At 44.5% G+C, this 25578-nt stretch carries 21 protein-coding genes; 11 read left to right on the plus strand and 10 right to left on the minus strand.

Features of this window, described 5'->3' with window-relative positions; translation table 11 throughout:
* Nucleotide 1: 1 nt before the first annotated feature.
* The 3 genes from Q7V21_RS00815 to Q7V21_RS00825 all read right to left on the minus strand — a co-directional run bounded on the left by Q7V21_RS00815 (nucleotide 2) and on the right by Q7V21_RS00825 (nucleotide 4109).
* The gene (locus Q7V21_RS00815; protein ID WP_304915477.1) at nucleotides 2-2971 is read right to left on the minus strand and encodes a PAS domain-containing sensor histidine kinase; all 2970 of its coding nucleotides are present in this window, start codon (nucleotides 2969-2971) and stop codon (nucleotides 2-4) included.
* Between the two features lie 137 nt (nucleotides 2972-3108).
* Nucleotides 3109-3672, minus strand: coding sequence for a 5-formyltetrahydrofolate cyclo-ligase (locus Q7V21_RS00820; protein WP_304915478.1), 564 nt, complete (start codon nucleotides 3670-3672; stop codon nucleotides 3109-3111).
* Nucleotides 3669-4109, minus strand: a complete 441-nt coding sequence (locus Q7V21_RS00825; protein WP_304915479.1) for an Rrf2 family transcriptional regulator — start codon at nucleotides 4107-4109, stop codon at nucleotides 3669-3671. Before Q7V21_RS00825 ends, Q7V21_RS00820 begins: the two co-directional genes overlap by 4 nt.
* A gap of 86 nt (nucleotides 4110-4195) precedes the next feature.
* On the opposite strand from Q7V21_RS00825, the gene hmpA reads away from it, so the two are divergent.
* The 4 genes from hmpA to Q7V21_RS00845 all read left to right on the plus strand — a co-directional run bounded on the left by hmpA (nucleotide 4196) and on the right by Q7V21_RS00845 (nucleotide 7066).
* Nucleotides 4196-5410, plus strand: coding sequence for an NO-inducible flavohemoprotein (hmpA, locus tag Q7V21_RS00830; RefSeq protein ID WP_304915480.1), 1215 nt, complete (start codon nucleotides 4196-4198; stop codon nucleotides 5408-5410).
* A 197-nt stretch (nucleotides 5411-5607) separates the two neighbouring features.
* Nucleotides 5608-6219 (plus strand): HPP family protein, encoded by a 612-nt coding sequence (locus Q7V21_RS00835; protein WP_304915481.1) that lies wholly within the window; start codon nucleotides 5608-5610, stop codon nucleotides 6217-6219.
* A gap of 69 nt (nucleotides 6220-6288) precedes the next feature.
* Complete coding sequence (locus tag Q7V21_RS00840; protein WP_304915482.1) at nucleotides 6289-6606, plus strand: PepSY domain-containing protein; 318 nt, start codon at nucleotides 6289-6291, stop codon at nucleotides 6604-6606.
* Between the two features lie 151 nt (nucleotides 6607-6757).
* Nucleotides 6758-7066 carry a PepSY domain-containing protein gene (locus tag Q7V21_RS00845; protein WP_304915483.1) on the plus strand — a complete coding sequence of 103 codons (309 nt, stop codon included), beginning with the start codon at nucleotides 6758-6760 and terminating at the stop codon, nucleotides 7064-7066.
* 33 nt (nucleotides 7067-7099) lie between these two features.
* On the opposite strand, the gene Q7V21_RS00850 is transcribed toward Q7V21_RS00845, so the two are convergent.
* The 4 genes from Q7V21_RS00850 to Q7V21_RS00865 all read right to left on the minus strand — a co-directional run bounded on the left by Q7V21_RS00850 (nucleotide 7100) and on the right by Q7V21_RS00865 (nucleotide 11075).
* Nucleotides 7100-8425: an ATP-binding protein gene (locus Q7V21_RS00850; protein ID WP_304915484.1), complete on the minus strand. Its 1326-nt coding sequence runs from the start codon at nucleotides 8423-8425 to the stop codon at nucleotides 7100-7102.
* The gene (locus tag Q7V21_RS00855) at nucleotides 8422-9084 is read right to left on the minus strand and encodes a response regulator transcription factor (protein ID WP_304915485.1); all 663 of its coding nucleotides are present in this window, start codon (nucleotides 9082-9084) and stop codon (nucleotides 8422-8424) included. The genes Q7V21_RS00850 and Q7V21_RS00855 overlap by 4 nt, the downstream gene beginning before the upstream one ends.
* Nucleotides 9085-9086: 2 nt before the next feature.
* Complete coding sequence (locus tag Q7V21_RS00860; RefSeq protein ID WP_304915486.1) at nucleotides 9087-9407, minus strand: PepSY domain-containing protein; 321 nt, start codon at nucleotides 9405-9407, stop codon at nucleotides 9087-9089.
* 87 nt (nucleotides 9408-9494) lie between these two features.
* Nucleotides 9495-11075, minus strand: a complete 1581-nt coding sequence (locus tag Q7V21_RS00865; protein ID WP_304915487.1) for a PAS domain-containing methyl-accepting chemotaxis protein — start codon at nucleotides 11073-11075, stop codon at nucleotides 9495-9497.
* A gap of 262 nt (nucleotides 11076-11337) precedes the next feature.
* Here Q7V21_RS00865 and cfa point away from each other — a divergent pair, with 262 nt between their 5' ends.
* The 3 genes from cfa to Q7V21_RS00880 all read left to right on the plus strand — a co-directional run bounded on the left by cfa (nucleotide 11338) and on the right by Q7V21_RS00880 (nucleotide 14662).
* Nucleotides 11338-12525, plus strand: coding sequence for a cyclopropane fatty acyl phospholipid synthase (cfa, locus tag Q7V21_RS00870; RefSeq protein ID WP_304915488.1), 1188 nt, complete (start codon nucleotides 11338-11340; stop codon nucleotides 12523-12525).
* Nucleotides 12526-12668: 143 nt separating this feature from the next.
* Nucleotides 12669-14126 (plus strand): catalase, encoded by a 1458-nt coding sequence (locus tag Q7V21_RS00875; protein ID WP_304915489.1) that lies wholly within the window; start codon nucleotides 12669-12671, stop codon nucleotides 14124-14126.
* 65 nt (nucleotides 14127-14191) lie between these two features.
* Nucleotides 14192-14662 carry a Dps family protein gene (locus tag Q7V21_RS00880; protein WP_069295828.1) on the plus strand — a complete coding sequence of 157 codons (471 nt, stop codon included), beginning with the start codon at nucleotides 14192-14194 and terminating at the stop codon, nucleotides 14660-14662.
* 77 nt (nucleotides 14663-14739) lie between these two features.
* Here the strand turns inward: Q7V21_RS00880 and Q7V21_RS00885 are convergent, their stop codons facing one another.
* The 3 genes from Q7V21_RS00885 to Q7V21_RS00895 form a co-directional block, all read right to left on the minus strand.
* Nucleotides 14740-16191 (minus strand): aldehyde dehydrogenase family protein, encoded by a 1452-nt coding sequence (locus Q7V21_RS00885; RefSeq protein WP_304915490.1) that lies wholly within the window; start codon nucleotides 16189-16191, stop codon nucleotides 14740-14742.
* 10 nt (nucleotides 16192-16201) lie between these two features.
* Entirely contained in the window at nucleotides 16202-17842 is a 1641-nt protein-coding gene (locus tag Q7V21_RS00890) for an acetolactate synthase large subunit (protein WP_304915491.1), read from the minus strand.
* Between the two features lie 86 nt (nucleotides 17843-17928).
* On the minus strand, nucleotides 17929-18810 hold the full coding sequence (locus Q7V21_RS00895; RefSeq protein ID WP_304915492.1) for an OmpA family protein: 882 nt from the start codon (nucleotides 18808-18810) through the stop codon (nucleotides 17929-17931).
* Between the two features lie 243 nt (nucleotides 18811-19053).
* On the opposite strand from Q7V21_RS00895, the gene Q7V21_RS00900 reads away from it, so the two are divergent.
* From Q7V21_RS00900 to Q7V21_RS00915, 4 genes are all read left to right on the plus strand, one after another.
* Nucleotides 19054-21981, plus strand: coding sequence for an EAL domain-containing protein (locus tag Q7V21_RS00900; protein ID WP_304915493.1), 2928 nt, complete (start codon nucleotides 19054-19056; stop codon nucleotides 21979-21981).
* Between the two features lie 85 nt (nucleotides 21982-22066).
* Nucleotides 22067-22555, plus strand: coding sequence for a hypothetical protein (locus tag Q7V21_RS00905; protein ID WP_304915494.1), 489 nt, complete (start codon nucleotides 22067-22069; stop codon nucleotides 22553-22555).
* Nucleotides 22556-22698: 143 nt separating this feature from the next.
* On the plus strand, nucleotides 22699-24816 hold the full coding sequence (locus Q7V21_RS00910; RefSeq protein ID WP_304915495.1) for a VTT domain-containing protein: 2118 nt from the start codon (nucleotides 22699-22701) through the stop codon (nucleotides 24814-24816).
* Nucleotides 24813-25520 (plus strand): endonuclease/exonuclease/phosphatase family protein, encoded by a 708-nt coding sequence (locus Q7V21_RS00915; protein ID WP_304915496.1) that lies wholly within the window; start codon nucleotides 24813-24815, stop codon nucleotides 25518-25520. Before Q7V21_RS00910 ends, Q7V21_RS00915 begins: the two co-directional genes overlap by 4 nt.
* Nucleotides 25521-25578: the final 58 nt, after the last annotated feature.

A 25578-nucleotide genomic window follows, 5' to 3' on the forward strand; every position in this document is an offset into this window, starting at 1 on the left:
CTCAGCTTTTATAAGTCAGCATTTGCGCGATCCGGTTTAAAAGTGCTGCACGGTGGTAGGGCTTATTCAAAATGGCAATGCTGCCATTTTGTATTTCCTCATCTGTCAAAGCCTTTTCAGTGTACCCGGAGGTATAAAGAACCGGCAGATTTTTGCGAAGTTGTTTTGCTTGCTGGGCAAGTTCATAGCCACTGAGTCCGCCAGGCATCAAGACGTCAGTGAACAGTAAATCAATTTGCTGTGCAGAAGCAAGCCAGTTTAAAGCCTGATGCCCATCAGCAGCGGCAAGAACCTGATAGCCCGCATCTCGAAGTTGGGAGATTGCATATTGGCGGACCAGATCATTGTCTTCAACCACCAGAATCGTTTGTTGCGAATTCTCTGTCGATACCGGCGCTTCAATATCATGAAGTATCGCTGCAGGAGACACATTATCTGTATGTGGCAGTAACAGCCGGAATAATGTTCCCTGACCTAGCTCAGACTGAACTTCAATATGTCCGCCAGATTGTTTAATGAAACCGAATACCATGCTCAAGCCCAGGCCACTGCCTTTGCCGGTTGGTTTGGTGGTGAAAAAGGGTTCAAAAACTTTATCCAGCAAGTCTTGCGGTATGCCCTGCCCACTATCCAAGACATCAATTTTGACGTATTCACCGGCTTCCATTTCATTTTGTGGTGATTTTTTCGGATCCTGCAAAATAAACCGTTCAGTGCTAATCATCAGTTTGCCACCATCAGGCATGGCATCGCGGGCGTTAAGCGTCAGGTTTAATAAACTGCTTTCCAATTGAACCGGATCAATCATCACTGGCCAGATATCGCTGCTGAGATTCAAATCCAATTGATATTTATTGCCCAAAGAGCTTCTTAGCAATGCTTCCATACTTCGGATCAGCATGTTGATATTCACTGCTTCTGGAGACAGCGGCTGTCGTCTGGCAAATGCCAATAGATTACGGGTTAACCCTGCTCCACGTTCAGCGGCGCTGCTGATGAGTCTGGCCAGAGGCTGTAAAGCAGGTTTATCTGTGAGTTCATCAACCAATATTTCGCTATTACCGGTAATCACCGTCAACAAATTATTAAAATCATGTGCAATACCGCCGGTCAACTGGCCAATTGCTTCCATGCGCTGCGCCAGTTGCAACTGTTTTTGCATATGTATTTCTTCAGTAATATCGCGTTCCACCGAAACCCAGTGGGTATACCATCCCGCCGTTAATCCAATCGGCACGCTATTTAATTCCAGTACTATCTCACGACCACTTTTATGATATTGCGTCAGTTGGGCTCGAACCGGTTGCCAGGTGTTGTAAGCCAACTTGATTTTGTTGAGCTCGTTTTTTTCCGTTTTAGGGCCGTGCAGAATAGTAAGGGTTTTGCCAATGACTTCCTGACGGTTATAACCGGTTATCCGTTCAAAGGCACTGTTTACAAAAACGATATTAGGTTTTTCGTGTTTATAACGTGGTGCTTCAGTAATGATCACCACATCATTCAGCTGTGAAACGGCACTGCGTAATAATTTTAGCTCTTCACTTTCTCTTCTTTGCCGAGTGATATCACGTAAATAGACGGTTAAGCCTTTTGGTGATGGATAAACCTTGATATCCAGCCAGGATTGTTTTGCTTCATAGAAATGTTCAAAGGCAATTACCTGCTGTTGTGATAATGCCAGAGATAATTTTTTGAGTAGTGAGCCTGTTGGGTCAATGTCTGTATTTTCTATGCCTTTATGATCCAGCAAAATGGAGCGTGGTGCGTTTAATAACGTAACCGCCTGATTGTTCACATAGTTAAAGCGCAAGTTAAAATTTAAGGTAAAAAAAGCATCGGTTATGCTGTCCAGCGTATTTTGCAATTGCAGCGATAAGGCTTCACTTTGTTGTTGGAGCATTTTTATCTGGTTGATATTAATGCTGGATCCATACCATTTGGTGATTTGCCCTTGCTCATTACGTATGGCGCTGGCTTGAGCCAGAAACCAGATGTATTCATTATCAAAGCGGCGCAGACGATATTCATCTGAATATGCATCACCGGATTTTATGGAATGCCACCAGCGCTCATTTGCTTTTGCCTGATCATCGGGATGCAATAACTCAATCCAATGCTCCAGAACATAGGCTTCGGGCTTACCGAAAAAAGCGACTGTAAGCTGGGAGACGGAGTCGATTAATCCTTCTGGTGTAACCGTCCACATAAATTGGTGCGTGCTTTCTGCCATGTAATGCGAACGACGCTGAGCTTCCGCCAGATTTGCTTCAACTAGCTTGCTGTCGTTTACATCCTGGATAACACCTTGAATCTGAGTCGGTCGCTGCACATCGTGGTGAGCCATTATTCTTATACGATGCGGACCATTTGCGGCAATCATTGAGAACTCGCCATCCAAAGGTAGTTGATGACTGAGCGAGTTATTCAGAGCTTGATTGAGCGCGTTTTGTTGTTGTTCTATAAACAAGGACACAAAGTATTGTTGCGAAACTTTGTTATGTCCGGGTTGATGAATCAGGCGGGCTGCTTCTGGGCTTAGCAGTAACTCTCCTGTGTTGTCTAACTGCCAATATCCCAGTTTTGCAATTTCAGCGGCAAGTTTGAGTTGTTGTTGAGTTTTGGCTTGTTTTTGCTGTGAGCGGATAGTAAAACTGCTCAGCAAAAAAATCGTCATCAGAGCCAGTGTGGCGAGTGTACGATTGGCAATAAACGGAGTTTGTAAAATGCTTTCGAGACTGACAGGCATAATAAGAAAGCCTGCCCAGAGTAATATGACACAAACCAAGAACGTCGACGTCAGGCGACGAAGACTGTTACCCATCCCTGACAGCATTAAAATAGGTGCGTAGAGCACCCCATGTGCAAATCCCGGGGTTGTGTATCTATCCGTCACAAATACAATTATCAGCAATAAAAAAATCAGCCAGGTAAATAGAGGGCTGTTCATTAAACGGCTTATCGTTTGATTCATAAATAGATGACTCCAGTCATCCTGCCTTGAGCGACAAAATGTAATTCAGAATATGAATATACTGGAATACTGAGGCTCGTCACATGCTTTTAATCATCAGGCCCTAGAGTGGTAAGTGTTACAGCAAGATAGACGTCTTAAGGATAGATATTTTTTTCGGTAACAATAAAGTCCATCGGTATGTCATGTGGCTGTGGGTAAATACTTGGAATTTGCATCCACTGATAACCGATACCAATACTTAATGGTTTTGCAGCTGTGGCCAAGGTCCGATCATAAAAACCACCACCATTGCCCAAGCGATATAAATCAGTATCAAAGCCGACGAGTGGAATAATTAACACCTCGGGTTGAACGATAAGGGTGTTCTGTGGAACCGGGATATTCCAGATTTCTGCCTGCATAAAGGAATCCGGACCCCATTGACGAAACTGTAAAGCTTGATTGGCATCAATAATTTTAGGCAATGCAGCTTGCCAGCCCTGTTTGATAAGGTCACAAATAAAATCGCGACAATCAATTTCTCCGCGGATCGGCCAATAAAAACCGATAGTTGCTTTGGGTAATGTGTCGATGATGGTTTGTAAATTGTTAAATAAAGCGGCCTGATGCAATAAGCGTAATTCATTGGCAAATCCAAGACGTTTTTCAGTCAAGCTAAAGCGTTGTTCATTGCGCCATTTTTGCCAGGGTGTTTTCATTTGGATTCTGGAATTTCCAGCAATTCCTGTAAACGATCTTTGTTAAAGATTACATCTGCCAGGGTATAGTCATCCAACACTTTTAAAAATGCTGCCTGAGCCTTATGCAACGCGTTTCTCAGGATGCAGGCCGGCTGGATTGGACAGGCGATTTCATCGCTGAAGCAGGGCAATAGTTGCAAGTTTTCGGTTTTGCGCACTAACTTGCCAATACCGATATCACTTACTGGTAAAGCCAGTTTTAAACCGCCCCCCCGACCCCGATGACTGACGATATAGCCATGCTGAACCAATGTTTGCGCGACTTTGGCAAGGTGATTGGAGGAAATATCAAATCGTGTTGCCGCATCCTGAATGGTTGCAGGTTGTTTACCATGATGTACTGCCAGATAGACCAGCAATCTAAGCGCATAGTCAGTATGCGTGGTGAGTTGCATTATTCATTGACTCCTTGAAGAGGGACAATACTATGCGTTTTTAAATAAGCATGTAAAATGCTTGTTTAAACGCTTGGAGTTCGGCAATGAAGCCAGAAACTTTCGATATTATTCGTCAAACACTGCCAGTATTAGAGCAGTATGGCGAGAAATTAGCGGATTGTTTTTATAAAAATATGTTCCGCCACAACCCGGAAATAAAAACATTTTTTAATCCTGCTCATCAAAATGAAGGCACGCAACAGCGCGCCTTGGCCGCCGCACTTTGCGGCTATGCCCAACATGCTGATAATCCTCAAAAACTGCAACATGCAATTGAGCTTATTGCACACAAACATGTTGCTTTGGGTATCAAGCCTGAGCATTACCCCATCGTTGGGAATAATCTTTTATTAACGTTACGTGAAGTTTTAGGCGAAGCCGCAACCGACGACATAATTGACGCTTGGGCTGATGCATATGGCGTTTTAGCAGGGCTGTTTATCGATAGAGAGGATGATTTATATCATCAACAAAAAGTACAGCATGGTTGGCAAGGCTTTAAGGCTTTTACGCTGATTCGACGCCATCAGGAATGCAGCAACATTACTTCTTTTTATCTCAGACCGACAGACAGTTTGCCATTACAAGCTTATCTGCCGGGGCAATATATCACCCTGAAAATCCAGTTGGCCGACGCTAGCCAAGCGATGCGGAATTATAGTTTGTCTGCTGCCCCGCGAGAAGATTACTTTCGTATTAGCGTCAAAAAAGAAAAAACGCGATTGCCAGAACACGACGATGGTGTAGTGTCCAATCGCTTACATGATAGCTTTAACGAAGGCGATCAGCTTTTAGTGGGGCCACCCTGTGGTGTATTTACCTTGAAGCTGCCAGTAGCCACAGATCGAAGGATTGTCTTTATTGCCGGTGGCATCGGTATTACCCCACTGCTTGCCATGTTACATCATGGTTTAGCGCATTCACCAAAGCGGCCTTTTACCTTAATCCAATTGGCCCGAGATAATGCTGTCTTGCCATTTTACGAAGAACTCTCTGTTCTCGCCCGAACCTATGAAAATTTTGACTGGCATATTCGTCTGAGCCAGCCAGCTCCAATATTGGGTACTGAAAAGTTGCATCACAGTGTGGGCCGTCTTGATACAACATTATTAGAGCAGTTATTGCCAGATCCTCAGGCGGATTATTATCTGTGTGGTCCGAGCGAGATGATAAAAGCAACACTATCTCTACTGCAGCAACGTGGTGTTGATAGGTCGGCCATTTTCACAGAGTTTTTCGGTCCGAGCCAACCGCTCTAAAACACCATCATTTATATACAGCTATATCAACTTGCCCGGAACATAACGTTAAGCGAGTTTTCAGCTTTATCAGTCAGCATGATCTCACAATGAAGCTATTTAAATCTGTGCAACAAATTTTATTAAATCATCCCAAAACCAGAGAGATGTTAAGCGCCAGTTTGGGAGCGTTCGTCTCAATTTTGCTACTAATGACTATGATTAGTCGGCTGCAACTTACGACACAAATGGAGTTACTGGTGCTTGCCTCAATGGGGGCGTCGACGTTTTTGTTATTCGTTTTGCCTCATAGTCCAATGGCACAGCCCTGGCCTTTAATCGCAGGTTATTTAATTGCTGCTGTTGTGGGAGTGAACTGTGATTACTGGATTGCGGATCCCATCATTGCCACAGCCACAGCAGTGGGTGTCTCGGTGTTTTTAATGCATTTTTTGCATGCATTACATCCACCTGCAGCAGCTACAGCAATGATTGCTGTAATTGGTCTGCCGGAGCACAGCACTATTGCCTGGCAGTTTGTTTATGCCGTCGTGCTTATCAATGCTGGCGGCCTGCTGGTATTGTCATTAGTTATTAACAATTTACTGCCAGGACGGTATTACCCGCAGCGAGACAGTCACCATAAGCACCATCAACAATTCATTAACAAGACTGATGACAGATTGCTATTAAACGAAGATGACTTTCATTGGGCTCTGTCTCAAATGGAAACCGTCATAGATGTTTCAGAAACAGACTTAGTGGATTTATATGAGTTTGCTGCTGAACATGCAGAACAACGAAATTTAAACCCAAAAAATAAAAATTAATTGTATTCAGTTTGATTTAAGTTTGATTTTGTAAAGTGGGCTCACCTTAATCGGAAAGGAGTACCAAAAATGAAAAATTTAAACAAAATGACATTAGCTACTTTACTTGCTTCGGCACTAACATTTTCTGCTGCAACAGCGCTGGCGGATGATGATTTGGCTACTATGCAAAAGAAAGCAGAGCAGTTTGGTTTGATTAGTGTTGATGAAGCTAAAAACATCGCCCTACAAGAAAAACCAGGTGTGGTTACTGATATCGAATTAGATAGTATCGATAATGGCGGTGGCTGGGAATACGAAGTTGAAGTTGTGCAGGAAGATGGCACGGAATGGGATATTGATATTCATGCCAAAACAGGTGAACTTCGTAAAGTTGAACGTGATTAATAGTTCATTATCTTCATAAGTGTAAAAAGCAGCGGCCCGTCATTGATGGGCCGTTTTTTTATATATGCTTTATAAAAAATAGATTATAAAATTCAGCTTTATTTAATTTTCTTTTTATATCGTAAAGCTTCATAACTAATAAGGTGGCGATATGAAAAAAATATTAATGTTTATGTTGATTAGTTCTGTAATAAGTTTTCCTGCTTTTGCAGATGATCTCTATGAGATGCAAACCAAAAGTGAACAGCTGGGTTTGATTAGTGTGGACCAAGCAAAAACCATTGCATTAGAAGCCAAGCCCGGGTTTATTGATGATATTGATTTGGAAAACCGTACATTTTTTGGTGGCTGGGATTATGAAGTTGAAGTCGTTGGTAAGGACGGAAAGGAATGGAATGTCTTTATCAATGCCGAGACCGGTGAGGTGAGAAAAGTCAGTCGAGACTGGGACTTGTTCTAAGCGTTTTCTGAAAACCCGCTTCGGCGGGTTTTTTTATATAATCAGGGGTAATCTGACTTCTATTTTCAACCCGCCCATGGAGGAGCGACTAAACAACATCTCACCACTGTAACTATCCACAATATCTGAAACAATTGCTAATCCCAACCCACTTCCAGGAACAGATTCGTCGGCTCGGTATCCGCGTTGCGGGAGTTGGGACAATTCGTTTTCGTCACAACCATTGCCATCATCTTCGACCACAAAATGGCAATATTGATTTTGATAGACGCTGATATTGACTCGCTTCCGGCACCATTTACAGGCGTTTTCCAGCAGATTACCCAGCATTTCCAGCAGATCTTCTCGATCGCCAATAAATAACAAATCAGGTTCAATCTCCCAATCAATGATCGGAGATTTGTCACGATAAAGTAGCTGTAGTGTTCTGCTCAGTTCGGCAATTTCCTGCTCCAGCTCCACTTTTTGTCCTGGCATTGGTGAACCCAACAGGCGGGCACGTTTTAACTCTCTTTCGATGATTTGTCCCATATCACGGCTTACCTGATTTAATGAGCTTTGAACATCCGGCAGGTTTTTTAATGACTCGCGTTCGGCAGTTTGATTTAATAATGTCAATCGGGTTTTTAGTGCGTGGGCCAGGTTGCCTAATGCTGCACGGGAGCGTTGTGTTTTTCGGGTCATGGTATTAAGCAGACGATTCAGCTCTTCAATCATCGGTTGAATTTCTGTGGGCCCTTTTGCATCGATTTTTGCTGTTTCACCGCGGCGTAAACGGGAAAGCTGTTTTTGGATGCGTTGTAAAGGTTGCAGGGCTTTACCGACAATTAGCCATTGAATGAAAAGTAATAAGATCAACCCAATGGCGGAGACCAGTGAATAAAGCATCTGAAACTGAAAAATATCTTTATCCAAGGCAGTGATATTCTGAGCCACCATAATAGTTAGATTGTGGCCTTGTTTGTAATAACCGCGATGTAAGGTAAATAATCGCTCATCATTTGGACCAAGCAGAGAGGTTTGAAGTTGTTGACCGCTGGAAAGAGATTCGATGGTTAATGATTCGTCCCACAAAGAACGGGACTGTCTGCAGGACTGATCAGTGCAAACCACAAAATAGTGTCCGGAGAAAGGGCGTTGATACAAGCTGCTCAGGCGCAGTGAATTTAATTGGAAGCTACCATCCGGATTCATTTCGACACTGGCCAGTAGTCCTTCACTTTCACTTTCCAGCCGCTCCAGTAATTGGGTTTCGGTAACACGTTCAATCACTAAAGTTATCAATGCCCATTGCAATAAGATCAACAGACTTAGGGTAAACGTCAGACCCAGTGATAGCCGGCGTTTAAGCGACATCATGAGGAGCCGAAAATATAACCTTGACCGCGACGGGTTTGAATCAAATCGTTGCCTACCTTCTGCCGCAGCCGATTAACGTAGACTTCGATAACATTGCTGTCCCTGTCACTATCGTATTCATAGACATGCTCTGTGAGTCGGCTTTTGGAGATAACTTGTCCTGGGTACAGCATAAAATAGCGTAATAAACGAAACTCAGTTCCTGTGAGGGTAAACATTGTGCCATCAGTTAATTTAACTGACTGAGCGTCTTCATCCAGCTCAAGTCCGGCTACCACCAAAGGGCCGCCACTGATACCTGAACTGCGTTTGAGAACGGCACTGATACGCGCCAGTAATTCTTCAGTCTGAAATGGTTTGGCAACGTAATCATCCGCTCCGGCCTTAAATCCCTGGACTTTTTCTTCCCAACTGCCCCGGGCTGTCAGGATAACAACGGGTACATGATTGTCCCGGCTGCGCCAGTTTTGTAAAACTTCCATGCCTGAACGTTTGGGTAAGCCCAGATCCAAAACAACTAAATCATAAGGTTCAATATCACCAAGCGCTTCGGCATCAATACCATCTACTGCCAGATCGACAGCATAACCTGCCTGGGATAGCGCATTTTGTAAGGTGGGGCCCATTTGCGCATCATCTTCTACCAGAAGTAACCGCATATTTAGTCGTCCAACTCCAGTTCAAGCAAATCGCCATTGGTGGCATCAAACTCCAGCTCCCAAACCCGGCCCTGTTCATCAAGAATTTCAATTTCGTAGATCAGCATGCCGTCTTCCCGCTCAAGTTCGGTGTCGATCACCTGACCTTTACGATAAGTCTTGGCTTTCTCAATAATGGTTTCCAATGGCAGGATCTTTCCGGACTCACGTAGCATCCGTGCCTCAGAATGGCTTACGTCGTCAGCCATAACCGGAGTGACGACGAAAACGGCAAGCAGTAATGCACCGATTAACGGAAGTTTTGAAGAAAATAGCCGTTGCATATTGTTCCTAATCACTAAAATAGTCATAAACATAGTCCGATTTTAGTGTGCCAGGCTTAATTTAAGCTGAACTTTTCCTAAATAAGCCTATCCCTGTTGAAAGCGTTTAATCATGTCGCTCATATGATGAGATTGGGTGGACAGGCCGTTTGCTGCGTTGTCAGCAATTTCAGCACCATGGGTGACTTGTGCAGCACTTTCATTTACTTGCACGATGTTGCGGTTTATATCTTCACTGACACTGCTTTGTTGTTCAACGGCAGTGGCAATTTGAAAATTCAACTCGTTGATATGGCTGACTTCAGTGGCGATGGTTTCCAATGCCTGAATGGAAGCTTTGACATGCTGTTCACTGGCACCGCTGGTTTGCTGGCTTTGCTCCATTACTTTTACGGCTTCTTTCACGGCGTTATTCAGTTCACCGATTAAATTTTGGATTTGTTGAGTGGACAATTGAGTTTTACTGGCTAAGGAACGAACTTCTTCGGCGACAACAGCAAAACCACGACCATGTTCACCAGCTCTAGCCGCTTCGATGGCTGCGTTTAAAGCCAATAAATTGGTTTGATCGGCAATACTGGTAATCACTTCAATGATCTGACCGATGTTACGGGTATCTTTATCCAATTGAGCAACTACTTTGGATATATTACCGATAGCAGTGCTTACATCACTTAAAGAAGTGACGGCCTTGGATGCACTGGAAACACCATTTTTGGATAGCTCGTCAGTTTCACGTGCTTTAGTGGCAGCATAGGCGGCGTTATTCGCAACTTCCTGAATGCTGGCAGTCATTTCGGTCATTGCGGTCGCTACTTCTTCCATTCGCATGGCTTGCTGGCGAATGGCAGATTGGATATCCGCAACCGATTGTGCACTGTTGTCCGCTTCTTTTTCGATACTGGCGGCAGAATCCCGTATGCGACCTAATGTTGTTCCAAGCCGACCTTTTAAAAATTCGGTAGTTAACTGGATCTGACCGATTTCATCGGAACGGCCGGTATAAATTAATGCCATTAAGGGATTATTAATTTCTTCTCGAGCGCGTTTAGCAGCTTGTTTTAATGGTGAAAATGCCCAGCCGGATAAGCCTAGAAAAATCACTACTATAACTGCAGCAATTATGGCTGATTTATATGGTGTGATCTGTAACAGCGAGCTAGCAACTACAAAAGAAATAAGCAGTGCCACTACATGAGCCAATAAAAAACGATGCTGTAGATTCAGACGAGAAAGCCAGCTGCCATCGATTGCAGACTGACCGTTATTAATGCGTTTATAAACTCTTTCAGCCCGTTCTACGCGCTCACGCGTGGGTTTGGTTCGAACAGATTCATAACCGGTCACCTCGCCATCTTCAATCACAGGGCTGACATAACCGTCCACCCAATAATGATCACCATTTTTAACGCGATTTTTAATAATTCCCATCCAATGGTGATTGGATTTCATCGCTTTCCATAAATCATCAAAAGCGGCTGGGGGCATTTCCGGATGTCGAATGACATTGTGATTTTTATTCATCAGCTCATCAGCTTCGAAGCCACTGATTTTTTGAAAGGTATTGTTAAAGCTGCTGATGATGCCCTTCAAGTTGGTGATTGAAATGATCTCTTCACCTTCAGGATAAGGTACTTCCTTATTGGTTATGGGAAGATTTTTTTTCATTTTGTTGCCCCTCTCGATGCTTTTTATTAATTTTTATTTGGTAACAATGCAACTGAACTGCTTATGGAGCAAGTTTTAATCTATATCGGCATTATCTGGGCTGACTTTAAGTAAACAAATTTAATTTGTTTACTAATTTTCAGCTTAATCCACGATGTAATTCAGGTCAGTCAAAAAAACAGGAATAAACTGATACAAATCAATAGATTTTTACGCTAAGGTTAAGGTTGCTGACGCAAAATATAGAGGAGAAATACCGTCTATGACTGATTCAACTTCAAAAGTGGCTCATCTCAAGTTGAGCGAAGAGCGGCTTAGTCAAACCAAAACGGTTTCACCACCAACAATTTTGCGAGATGCCGCTGCTTTGGCCGGTGTTAATTTTAATGGAGATAAGCCCTGGGATATTCAGGTGTTTGATTCCAGAACCTATCGTCGCATTCTGACTCAAGGCTCATTAGGCTTCGGTGAGAGCTACATGGATAACATGTGGGAATGCCATGAGCTGGATGAGCTGTTTCACCGACTCCTAAAAGCCGATGTGGAAAAACATCTGGGTGGCGTTGCCAAGCTCAGTTTAGCTATTGAAATTATCCGGCAGAATATTTTTAATCGTCAAACCAGCAAACGTGCCTATGAAGTTGGCAAAAAGCATTACGACACCGGCAATGATATTTTCCAGGCGATGCTAGATCCCACCATGAGTTATTCCTGCGGTTATTGGGCTAACGCCAATACGCTGGCTCAGGCCCAGATCAATAAATTAGATCTGATTTGCCGCAAACTTATGCTTAAGCCGGGAGAAAAGGTGCTTGAAATCGGTTGTGGTTGGGGCAGCTTTGCCCATTATGCTGCCAAAAATTATGGCGTTGAAGTACTTGGCATCACCATCTCCAAAGAGCAGCAAACATTGGCTCGTGAGCGTTGTGCCGGATTACCGGTCACCATTGAATTAATGGATTACCGCGATCTGGAAGGGCAATTTGACAAGATTGTCTCCATTGGCATGTTTGAGCATGTGGGCCCCAAAAACTATCCGATTTATTTTGATAGTGCATTAACGCTGTTAAAGCCGGAGGGGTTATTTCTATTACATACCATCGGTATTCATGCGACCTCTCTCAAAGTCGATCCCTGGATTGATAAATACATATTCCGTAATGGCAAACTGCCTTCAGCAGAAGAATTGGCAAAAGTCATCAATGGTCGTTTTGTCATAGAAGACTGGCACAATTTCGGTACCGACTACGATAAAACGCTTATGGCCTGGTGGGAAAATTTCGATAAAGCCTGGCCAGAACTATCAATACACTATGACGAACGTTTTTATCGTATGTGGAAATATTATTTACACAGTTGTGCTGGTTTTTTCCGTTCCAAGCAGGGGCAGCTTTGGCAACTGGTGTTAAGTAAGCATGGCCGCGAAGGTGAATACCGTTCGTTACGTTGAGTTCGTCCAAAGAAATTTGTATATATCGGCATAACCGATTAATAGGATTGGAATTAATTGTTTCACCGATAGGGTGGATTGGCCTATAGTGAATTATAAGCTCACGGAGATGAGTCTTAATCGCCTATTAAAGGAGGCCGAACATGGCAGACAAACAAAAACTCACCACTAACGGTGGTGCACCGGTTGTAGATAATCAGAATAGTATGACGGCAGGTCCTCGTGGCCCGTTACTTATGCAGGACGTCTGGTTTTTGGAAAAAATGGCTCACTTTGATCGTGAGGTTATTCCGGAACGTCGGATGCATGCCAAAGGTTCAGGTGCTTTTGGTAGCTTCACGGTTACCAACGATATTACCCAATATACCCGCGCTAAAATTTTCTCTGAGGTCGGTAAAAAAACGGAGCTGTTTGCTCGATTTTCCACCGTGGCAGGTGAAAGAGGTGCTGCCGATGCTGAGCGTGATATTCGTGGTTTTGCCGTCAAGTTCTATACCGAAGAAGGTAACTGGGACATGGTCGGCAATAACACCCCGGTATTCTTTTTACGCGATCCTCTGAAATTTCCGGATCTGAATCATGCAGTAAAACGTGATCCGAAAACCAATATGCGTAGCGCCCAGAATAATTGGGATTTCTGGACATTGCTACCAGAAGCATTACATCAGGTTACGATTGTGATGAGTGATCGTGGTTTGCCGAAAAGCTACCGTCATATGCATGGTTTTGGCAGTCATACCTATAGTTTTATCAACGCTAACAATGAACGCTTTTGGGTGAAGTTTCACTTCAAATGTATGCAAGGCATTGAAAATCTGAGCGATGAAGAAGCGGGTAAATTAGTCGGCGAGGATCGGGAAAGTCACCAAAAAGATCTGTTTGAAGCTATCGAAAGGGCTGACTACCCAAGCTGGGAACTGAAAGTCCAGATCATGCCGGAAAAAGATGCAGATACCTATCATATCCATCCGTTTGACTTAACCAAGGTCTGGCCGCATAAAGATTACCCATTGATTGATGTCGGCGTGATGGAATTGAATCGCAACGCTGAAAACTATCATGCGGATGTTGAGCAATCGGCTTTTTCACCAGCCAATGTGGTGCCGGGGATCAGCTTCTCTCCCGACAAAATGTTGCATGGACGGTTGTTTTCCTATGGTGATGCCCATAGATACAGATTAGGGGTGAATCATCATCAGATCCCGGTGAATGCTGCCCGTTGTCCGGTAAACAGTTTTCATCGTGATGGCGCAATGCGTGTCGATGGTAACTATGGTGCAACAAAAGGCTACGAGCCAAACAGTTATGGTGAATGGCAGGAACAACCGGATTTCAGTGAGCCACCATTAGCGATTAATGGAGCGGCGGACCACTGGAACTTTAGAGAAGATGATGATGACTACTTCTCGCAACCCGGTAATTTGTTCCGTTTGATGACGCCTGACAAACAGCAACTGCTGTTTGAAAACACTGCCCGGGCAATTGATGGTGCAGATATTGAGGTAAAGAAACGCCATATTCGCAATTGCCTGAAAGCTGATCCGGCTTATGGTAAAGGTGTGGCTGATGCTATCGGTATTTCGCTGAACGATGTGAACTGAACACAGATGGATTATGGTCACCGTGATTTCACGGCTGGCTTCGAGTTTTATCAGGAGGTAATTGTATGAGTTCAATTGATATTGGTATTAACAAAAAAGACAGAGAAAAGGTCGCCGAAGGTCTGAAGAAGTTATTGGCTGACACCTATACTTTGTATTTGCAGACCCATAACTTCCATTGGAACGTAACTGGCCCGCGCTTTCGTGAACTGCATTTAATGTTTGAAGAGCATTACGTCGAATTAGCAACGGCCGTGGACGATATCGCGGAACGAATCAGAACATTGGGTGTCTCAGCACCAGGTACTTATAAAGCGTTTGCTGAATTGAGTTCGATCAAGGAAAAAGACGGTGTACCTGAAGCGAAAGAAATGACTGAAATTCTGACGCATAATCACGAATTAGTGGTTAAAACCTGCCGTGAAGTATTGAAACTGGCAGAAGCAGCGGATGATGAATCGTCATTAGCTTTGGTTTCAGACCGTATGCGAATTCATGAAAAAACGGCCTGGATGTTACGGGCGATGTCTCAATAATAAGTACTTTCTCTCTCCCTCATTTTAAGACCGCCTTCGGGCGGTCTCTTTTTGTCTGACAGTTACTCGGCAAAAGCTCACGGAATGCTTTTTGAAGTCAGCACAATCATCTTATCAATCTGCATATCTTCCATGCTGTAAGCAATACCACCAGTGCCATGCCCGGAATGTTTCAAACCGGCAAAAGGCATCCAATCAACACGAAACGCTGTATGTTCATTAATCATCACCGCCGAAGCATCCAGCCGCTCTGCAGCATATAAAGCGTTATCAATATTCTGGCTATAAACCGCCGCCTGAAAGGCAAAATCGAGACTGTTAGCCTCCGCGATGGCCTGATCGATATCCTGATATGGATAGATACAGACTACCGGGCCAAAAATCTCACTTCTGGAGACTTTGGCATCAGCAGGTGGAGCATATAAAACGGTGGTGGCATAACAGTTATTTGGCAGTGCTTCACCACCGGATAGTAGTTCCGCACCTTGAGCAACCGCTTCCTGAACCCAGTCATTTACACGAGTGACTTCAGTATGACGAATTAACGGCCCGATTTCGGTTTGATCGGACAATGGATCGCCAATCAGCATCTTGTTCCCTGCAGCTGCCAGTTTTTCAGCCAGTTCGCGGGCAATAGAATGATGGGCAAAAATACGCTGTACCGAGACACATACCTGACCGGCATGATAAAAACTGCCTTTAGCCAGGCCAGGAATCGCTGCATCAATATCGGCTTTTTCATCGACAATTACCGGAGCTACACCGCCATGTTCCAAGGCGCAACGGGTGCCTGCTGCCAGTTTTGAACGTAAATACCAACCGACTTTAGCGCTACCAATAAAACTTAAAAAAGCCACCCGTGGATCAGTCACTAATTTTTCAGCAATCTGATGATTTTCGGTTAATAAAGCCTGGCACCATTCAGCGGGCAAACCAGCCTGATGAAAGATCTCGAGCAGGCGGAAACAGGATAAAGGGGTATTTTCGGCTGGTTTAACAATTACAGGACACCCAGCGGCAATTGCAGGACCAACCTGATGGGCAATCAGATTTAACGGGTGATTAAAGGCGCTGATGGCAACCACAACCCCAATCGGTTCCTTGTGCAACATGGTTAAACGATGCTGGGATGCCGGATTAACGCCCATTGGAACTGGATGCGAGGTTTGATGACGCAGCGTATCAAGACAATGACGAATGCTGTCGATACAGCGCACCATTTCAACTTTGGAATCAATCAGCGGTTTACCGCCTTCTTCAGCCGCGCCTTTTGCCAGTTGATCGGCTTGTTGTTGCATCAAACTGAGTGACTTTTCCAAGATCGCTAAACGCTGCGGAACGCTGAGCCATTTGCTTCTATCTTTAAACAGACCATGTGCAGTTTGCAGTGCCGTCTCTACCGTGGCTGCATCGGCCAAATCTACTGTTGCAATCAGCTTGTCGTTATAAGGATTAGTGACATCGATTTTAGCCCATTGCTTGGCTGCTACCCCGGGGATAGACAGGGCGAAGTGAGGTGCGGTAGACATAAAGCTTCCTTTATAGAATGCAGATTTTCTGTTTCAAACCTTCATTGAGTATTGAGTGATTAAGTGAATAATCTATAGCGACATCAATTAGATGTACGCCGGGAGTGTCGAGCGCTTCACGCAGCATTTTATCGAACTCGATATAACTGGATGGACGGTGACCCATGGCACCATAACTGTCGGCATATTTCACAAAATCAGGGTTACCAAAGCTTAAACCAAAGTCCTTAAACCCCATGCCTTGTTGCTTCCATTTGATCATGCCATAGGCATTGTCATTGAGGATGATAACCACCAAATCAAGTTCAAGCCGAACCGCTGTTTCCATCTCCTGCGAATTCATCATAAATCCGCCATCACCACAGACAGCAACCACTTTACGATCCGGATTTAATAATTTGGCAAGCATGGCACTGGGCAGACCTGCCCCCATGGTTGCCAATGCGTTATCTAATAACAGGGTGTTATTTTCGTAACACTGGTAGTTACGGGCAAACCAAATCTTATAAAGTCCGTTGTCTAAAGCCAGAATATCTTGTTCACCCAGTGCGGCACGAATAGTGGTAACGGCGCTTTGAGGCAAAATCGGAAACCGATCATCATCGCTATACAAACCAAGCCGTTGTTGAACTTCCTGTTTGACGCGATAGAAATAGGAGAAATCCCAGTTTGACTGCGGTGACAAGGCATCAGATAAACGGTTGATGGATGTGGCGATATCACCGACAACATCCAGTTGCGGGAAATACACAGGATCCACTTCAGCCGGCTGGAAATTGATATGGATGACCGGAGCACCACCATCTTTCATAAAAAATGGCGGTTTTTCGACCACATCATGACCGACATTAATGATCAGATCGGCGCGTTCTATGGCGCAATGCAGATAATCGGATTCAGACAAGGCTGCGGTGCCGAGATAGCTGTCATGGCGCTCATCGATAACACCTTTACCCAACTGTGTGTTGAAAAAAGGAATACCGGTTTTTTCAACAAAGCGGGTTAACGCCTTGCTGGCACGTTTACGATTAGCCCCAGCACCAATTAACAGCAAAGGCATATTGGCTTTGCGAATCATCTCCAACGCATCTTTTATCGCCGTGTTATCGGCATCCGGGCGACGAATGTTTTCGACCACATAGATCCGATCATGAACCTCTTCAGCAGCAATATCTTCCGGAAGCTCAATATGTACAGCGCCGGGACGCTCCTGAACCGCTATTCGAAAGGCTTCGCGAACCACGGCCCCAATGGTGTTGCCATGTACAACTTGTTTAGTGAATTTGGTTATAGGCCGCATCATATTGACGATGTCGACAATCTGAAACAGAGCTTGTTTACTGGCTTTGATCGGTTTTTGTCCGGTAATAATCAGCATAGGCATGCCGCCAAGCTGGGCGTAAGCCGCCGGTGTGATGAGATTGGTTGCTCCAGGCCCCAAGGTTGAAAGACATACGCCTGGCTTGCCCGTTAATCGACCATAGGTGGCCGCCATAAACCCCGCGCCTTGTTCATGCCGGGTAACGATCAGTCTGATGGAGGAGTGTTGCAATGAATCAAGGAAATCGAGGTTTTCTTCACCAGGGATACCAAAAATATATTCGACCCCTTCGTTTTCTAGCGCTTTAACCAGCAGATCAGATGTTTTCATGGAGTGTTCCTAGGTCCTCTGGGTGAGTGGAGCAATCATCGCATCGTTGCTTGGTTGTACCATAAATAATCAAGGCATCACAGCCCTTATTGAGTGAGGACAGCTATTTCCACTCGTCGGTTGCGTGCTCGACCAGAATCCGTGTCATTTTCAGTAATTGGGCGTGTATCAGCGTAGCCTTCAACCCGGAAACGCTCAGCCTCATATTGAGGGTAGCGCAATAATTCGTGAACAACGGATGTGGCTCTTGAACCTGATAACTCCCAGTTCGATCTGTATTGTGGTGTGTTTAACGGGCGATTATCAGTATGACCTGATACAACCAGTGGATCATCGATGTCGGCCAAGGCTTGTGCAATAACATTTAGTACCGGCATAAAGGCCGGTTTGATAGTTGCTAAACCCGATGGGAAAGAGGCTTGTTCATCAATGATAATCACCACTCGATCTTCACGTGTTTCAACTTGGAGTATGCCTTCGTCAATTTGTTCACGAAGTGCTTCATTAATTTCTCTTAGTTGACGCTGTTGTTTGGCTTGCAAATATAAATTCAGATTACTGGTTTCAAGAATAGATTTGGTGGGATCCCCGGCCTGTCTGACTTCCTGGATAACGGTCACATCCGACGGATTTGGTGAAAAGGTTTGTTTGATTATTGATGTGCCCATCGGAATCGGCTCGGGAATTTCGGGTGGTGTCACCCCAAAGGCATTATGTAACGATTCAGAAACCATTTTCAGCCGGATAACATCAAGCTCTGACATCGACAGTAGCAAGACAAAGAAGCACAGCAATAACGTCATTAAATCCGCAAAAATAGCAATGTAAGCTGGGAGGGCTTTGCGTTTTAACATTCGATTTGAAGAACCCATTTTTAATTGATGGTTTATCGCTTGTCCGTATTCCAATGCCTCAAAATTTGCTGAAGAGGTCGTCGAAAATGAGCCAGTGTTTATGCGAGGTTTCATTGTTACCGTAAGTGCCTGATAAATCAAGGTTTGGAGAAAAATGGGTTCTGAATGGTAACCTGAATTGCAAGGCTGGCGTTGTGATACACCCCACAGCATTAACTAATTAGTGTTTTTATCGTTATAAATAGTTTATTAACAAACTTTAATGTAACGTATCCAAGCGGCTAAGCTCTGCTGGCAAAAGCTTCTAACGGATAATTAATGCGATTTTTAATAGCAACTAAACTGGTTTTTAATAGCATGATTGCTGTCATCGCATTGCTCATTTTGCTGGCGGCGATTTATCTGGATCACGTTATTCAGGATCGAACGGCCAATAGTCTGCAGTCAGATGTACAACAGCAACTAAGCCGATATCACAATAATCTGGTCACTAATTTACAAAATCACATCCAGATTGTCAGAGGCTTACCGGGCTTGTTTGCTGTTAATCCGGAATTAACTCAAGCCCAGTTTGAAATCGCCATGAGCCATCTGATTGGCAAACATACCCAATTACGCAATATCGCGGCCGCTCCGGATATGGTGATCCGATACATGTATCCGGTGACGGGCAACGAGCAGGCGATAGGTCTGGATTATCGTCAGGAGCCTTCTCAGGCAGCCGCTGCAGAACGTGCACGAGTCACCCGAAAGTTAGTCCTAGCTGGCCCTCTTGAATTGAAACAAGGTGGTATGGGATTAATCGCTCGAATCCCGGTTTATTTGTTTGATGAAATGGGTCAGGAATATTTTTGGGGCATCATCTCCGCGGTCATTGATGCCGAGGCTTTTTTTGAGGCAGCCGGGTTAAATGCTGCAGACTCTCCAATAGAGATTGCTATCCGTGGTAAAGATGGTCTGGGTGTGGAGGGGGAAGTGTTTTTTGGTAATGCCAGCTTATTTGATAATGATCCGTTGACCATGCCGCTGATCTTGCCGGAAGGATACTGGTCATTGGCCGGTCAACCGAAAGGTGGTTGGCGTACCAACAATAATGCCGTATGGCAATCAAGGATCTTAATATTTGGAATTGCCCTGGCCATTTTTGGTTTATTGACGGCCTTTGTACGGTTTATGTTTTCAGCATCTCTGGCCAATCTGAAATTTCGCCAAGTGATTGATTCTTCACCCGTTCCATACGTTCTGGTCGGCAAAGATCGCAAAATAAGCTTTATCAACCCAGCCTTTACCGGGCTTTACGGTTATTCATTACGTGATTTACCTACACTGGCTTTATGGTGGAATAAAACCAACCTTCCCAAAAACTTTCTAAAATCCATTAATGACTGGTGGGACGCCAATCTCGATGTGCAAACGTTACCTCGATCTTCTATTGAGGTCAGCATTACCTGTCTTGATGGCAGCGAGCGACTTGCTTTGCTTTCGGTTTCACCATTACATGATGCGGTAAATAACGAGCTATTACTGGTGGTGTATGACATCACCACTCATAAACTGGCAGAGCAGCAAATCCACTTTTCAGAACAGATTTTCAGTCAGGCGCATGAAGGCATTGTGCTGACCGATACGCAAAGTCGTATTCTGCAAGTTAATCCTGCTTTTACTGAAATCACTGGATATTCAGTACAAGAGGCGCTGCAAAATACACCCGCTATGTTGAAATCGGGCAGGCATGACGATGCATTTTTTCAGCAAATGTGGCAAAGCCTGGAAAATAAGAATTACTGGCAAGGTGAGATTTGGAATCGTCATAAAGACGGTCATTTATATGCCTTGATGCTGACAATTTCTTCAATGAAAGATCCTCAGGGGCAAATCCAAAACTATGTGGGTTTGTTTTCCGATATTACCCAGTCCAAGGTGCAGCAGGAAAAGCTCGAGTTAATGGCACATTATGATGTGCTGACCCGTTTACCTAATCGAATATTGTTTGCTGACAGATTTGCCCAGGCGGTAGCACATAGCCAGCGATTGGGTACCTGGTTAGGTGTTTGCTTTTTGGATTTGGATGACTTTAAACCGGTTAACGACTCGCACGGTCATAATATTGGCGATTTATTATTGGTTGAAGTGGCAGAGCGTCTGCGTTCCAGTGTTCGTGAGGAGGACACCATTTCCCGCTTTGGTGGTGATGAGTTTGCTATTTTATTCAGAGATATCAATTCATATGAGCAGTGTGAGCAGTTACTCACTAGATTACATCAGACTTTGGCAGAGCCTTATTGGATAAATAATCTTCGGATTATGATCAGCGCTTCCAGTGGTATTGCCTTGTATCCCATGGATAACGTTGATTTAGACACGTTACTACGTCATGCAGATCAGGCTATGTATCAGGCCAAAATCACCGGACGTAATACTTTCAGATTGTTTAATCCGGAGATAAATCAAAAAGTTGTAAATAAACATAATGTTGTACAACGGTTGCGGGAAGCCATGTTGAACAACGAGTTTGTTTTACATTATCAGCCGGAAATAAACATGAAAACCGGCGAAATCATTGCGGTTGAGGCATTGATCCGCTGGCAGCATCCCGAACGTGGATTACTTTACCCCAATGACTTTCTGTCTGAAGTGGAAGGCAGTGAATTGGAATTTGATTTGGGCTTATGGGTTATTGATTCCGCGTTACAGCAGTTGCAGCAATGGCAGCAGCAAGGCTTATCGATCTTGGTGAGCGTTAATATTGCAGCAAATCACCTGCATGCCAACAACTTCATCGAATCCATACAACAAGCGTTGAGCCGCTATCCGGATATTCAACCGGCCTCATTACAATTGGAAATTCTGGAAAGTGGTGCATTGGGTGATGTGCAGATGTTAAGCCGAATTATTGATGATTGTCGTCAGTTAGTCGGTGTGCAGATTGCTCTCGATGATTTTGGTACCGGTTATTCCTCGTTAACCCATCTTCGACATCTGGCGGCAAACTCGGTGAAAATTGATCAGAGTTTTGTAAGGGATATGCTGGTGGATGACAACGACTACAATATTGTGGAAGGTGTGATCAGCCTGGCCAAAGCCTTTAATCGTCAGGTCATTGCTGAGGGGGTTGAGACGATTGAGCATGGTCTTATGCTGTTATCGATGGGCTGTGAATATGCCCAGGGTTATCAAATTGCCCGTCCAATGCCTGCCGCTGAAGTGCAAAGCTGGTGTCAGCAGTTTCAACTGGAACCGGCATGGAAGGCGCAGGTGAAATCTGCCAAACCTGAAAAATCATAAAGTTACATAAATCTGCGACAGAATGAATTTATCAAAATTAACCAGCTCAAAGTAATTCGGTTAATTAATACCATTGGAGGCAGATATGTCACGTGACCTAAGTAAATGGTGTTTCATTTTGCTGATTATGCTTCCCGTTATTAGCAGCTGTGCATCACGATCACAGAGCAATTATTATCGCGATGAAGTCGGTGAAATAATGGCCATCGAAGATGTTTGGATCATCTCATCCCGAATGGTCACTATCGAAGGGCTGGGTGATAAACGTCCCGGCTGGGGAGCTGCAGTTGGTGCTACGGTTGCTGGTGCATCAGCTTATGGAATTACCCAGGCTGACAATCCTGCCTGTGTGGCAATTACTATTATTGCTCTGGTTGGTGGAGCTCTGGCAGGTCAGTTTATTGATGAAAAGCTTAAGTCACAGCTGGGTGTGGAATATATTCTGGATAAACCCAACGGCCATAAAATTGCCGTAGTACAAGCTGTTAAAAAAGCTGACGAACAATTGCCTGCCAATACTCCAGCATTATTAATGCGTGGAAAAAGCGGTTATTACCGGGTTATCCCTCAATAAAGCTATAGCTTTTGTATTAATCAAATCATCCATGCATTCAAAAAAATGATTCATCTCAGGTATTAACCTGGGTAAATCATTGCCAATTGTGGCTGTGCTAGTCTTGGTCAATATTTGATCGGACAGGGAGCTCGTGTCGGTTTATGCGTGATACTAACATCATTCGCCCGGGTGAAAACTGTTGGCGCTATTTGAACGCCGATCGCGCTGCATTGCTGGTCGATGGCGAAAATTACTTTGCTGCTTTGTATGAGGCTATCAAACAAGCCCGATATGCGGTGTATATTCTGGCTTGGGATATCGATAGTCGCCTGAGTTTGATCAGGGGCGAAAGCCCAACAGATTATCCGGCAGAATTAGGTGAGTTAATTCATAAGGTTTTAGCCGAAAGGCCAGAGTTAAATGTTTATATTCTCAATTGGGACTGGGCAATGCTTTATACCCTCGAGAGAGAGTGGCTTCCACTTTTTCGTCCCAGCTGGAAAAAACAGGCACGTTTACATTATGAGCTGGATGGAAAGTGCCCGTTTGGTGGTTCACAACATCAAAAAATTGTCGTTATAGATGACAAAATAGCCTTCTGTGGTGGCATTGATCCCGGTAAGCATCGTTGGGATACCCGTCAACATGCCCCTGACGATCAGCGACGCATGGATCCGGATAATGTTGTTTATCCGCCGTTTCATGATATGCAGATGCTGGTGGATGGCGATGTGGCAAAAAGTCTTGCTGAACTCGCACGAGAGCGGTGGCATAAAGCAACCGGCCAGCAACTTCAGCAAGCTCCACATTATCAAGAAGATATCTGGCCAGCCGGTGTAAAACCTGACTTTCGCAAAGTTAATATTGCGATCGCCCGCACCATGCCGGAATTCAATGATCAAATAGAAGTTATTGAGATTGAAACCTTATATCTGGATGCCATTGCTGCGGCTGAAAATCTCATTTATATCGAAAACCAATACTTTACTTCCTGGAAAGTCGCAGAGGTATTAGCCCAGCGATTGATGGATAGCGAAGGCCCGGAAGTGGTGATTGTCTGTCCAAAAATGACCGGTGGCTGGTTGGAACAACACACGATGGATGTACTGCGTTCAAGAGTCAGTCGCAGACTCTGTGATGCCGATAAACATGGTCGTTTACGTATTTGCTACCCTCACCACGAAGCGCTGGGTGAAATGTATATCAGTCTGCACAGCAAATTGATGATTGTTGATAACACGTTCTTACGGGTGGGTTCGGCCAATTTGAGTAACCGCTCGATGGGTTTGGATAGCGAATGCGATTTGGCTATTGAAGCAGAAAACGATGATCAGCAGCAGACAATAAAGGCTTTCCGGCACTCCTTACTTTGCGAACATTTAGAGCTAGAAGCGTCCGAATTGGAGAACCTGCTTGCCGAGCACAGCTCGCTGCTTAAATTGCTTGATGCACGAGAGAATTTTCCACGAACGTTACGTTCTCTGGACTGTGAAATAGATGACAGCATCGACGGTTTGACTCCAACAGCAGATTACATTGATCCCGAGCGACCAGTGGACTCTGTTGCAATGAGCCGCAAGCTGGTACCGATTGACGAGCCTAAATCTCCCAAAAAACAAATCATCATTACAGCACTGGTTTTGCTGGCGGTTATCGCCTTAACCGCATTATGGAAATGGACACCCATCAATGAGCTGTTAACTCCGGAAAACCTGAAACAATGGATTAGCACCCTCAACAACAATCCTTTTACTCCGGTCATTGTGATCACGGTATTTGCGATTGCTGGCCTTATCGCTATTCCGTTGACCTTGCTGGTGGTGACGGTGGCTATTAGTTTCGGCGCTTGGCCCGGCAGTATCTATGCCATTGCCGGTTCTTTGCTCAGTGCAATTCTTGGTTATCTTGCAGGTCAGTGGTTGGGGCGCAGAAGCGTGTCTAAAATGGCCGGCTCAAAATTAAATCGCTTATCCAAAAGATTGGCTAATCACGGTGTGATGGCAATTATTACCGTCAGGATTATTCCCGTCGCGCCCTTTACCTTAATCAATCTGGTGGCCGGGGCGTCTCATATAAAACTCAAAGATTTTATTTTAGGGACCTTGTTTGGAATGCTGCCAGGCATATTGGCAATAACGGTTTTTGCCAATTCACTGATAAGGGCTGTTCAACAACCCGAACCTGTTGAGATAGCTGTTTTTATACTGGTTGTTTTAGCCATCGGCAGCATAATGTATGGTGTCAAAAAATGGCTGAATAGAATTTCGGCAGACACGTGACTGAGATAATCCAACAGCAAACATTCACCATTGCGACTTATAACATTCATGCTTGTATTGGGGCTGATGGCCGCTTTGATCCCGCAAGAATTGCCGCTGTAATTCGAGAGCTCGACGCCGATATTATCGCCTTGCAGGAAGTAGAACATCATTCGGTGGAAGATCTGGACCTGCTGGAATATTTAGCTTATCAAACGGGACACGAAGCCATGGCCGGCCCCACCTTGTTTCGGGAAACACGGCATTATGGCAATGCTTTGCTGACCAAACTGCCATTAAGATCATTCAAGCACATTGATTTATCTGTCACGGGGTGTGAGCCACGAGGTGCTATTGAGGCTACTTTTGATGCCGCCGGCTATGAATTACAGATCATCGCCACACATCTGGGTTTGAAACCGGCAGAAAGGCGCTGGCAAGTTAAGCAACTGCTGGAGCTGAAATCACAACAGGAAGCGGATATCAGTTGTTTGTTAGGTGATGTGAATGAGTGGTTACTCTGGGGAAGACCCTTGCGCTGGTTGCATCGTAGTTTTAATGCACAACCACATTTGCCAACTTTTCCTGCTCGCTGGCCCATCTTTAGCTTAGACCGAATCTGGGTGTCCCCACAACGCTGTCAAATCGAGCTGTTCGTCCATAAATCCAATCTGGCACGACAAGCTTCAGATCATCTGCCATTGATTGCCAGAATCCGTATTTAACGTCAGGGCAGATTTAACGTCTAAACATTCCAGTATCAGAAATGCTGTCAAATAACCC

It is taken from the genome of Methylophaga sp. (assembly GCF_030651745.1).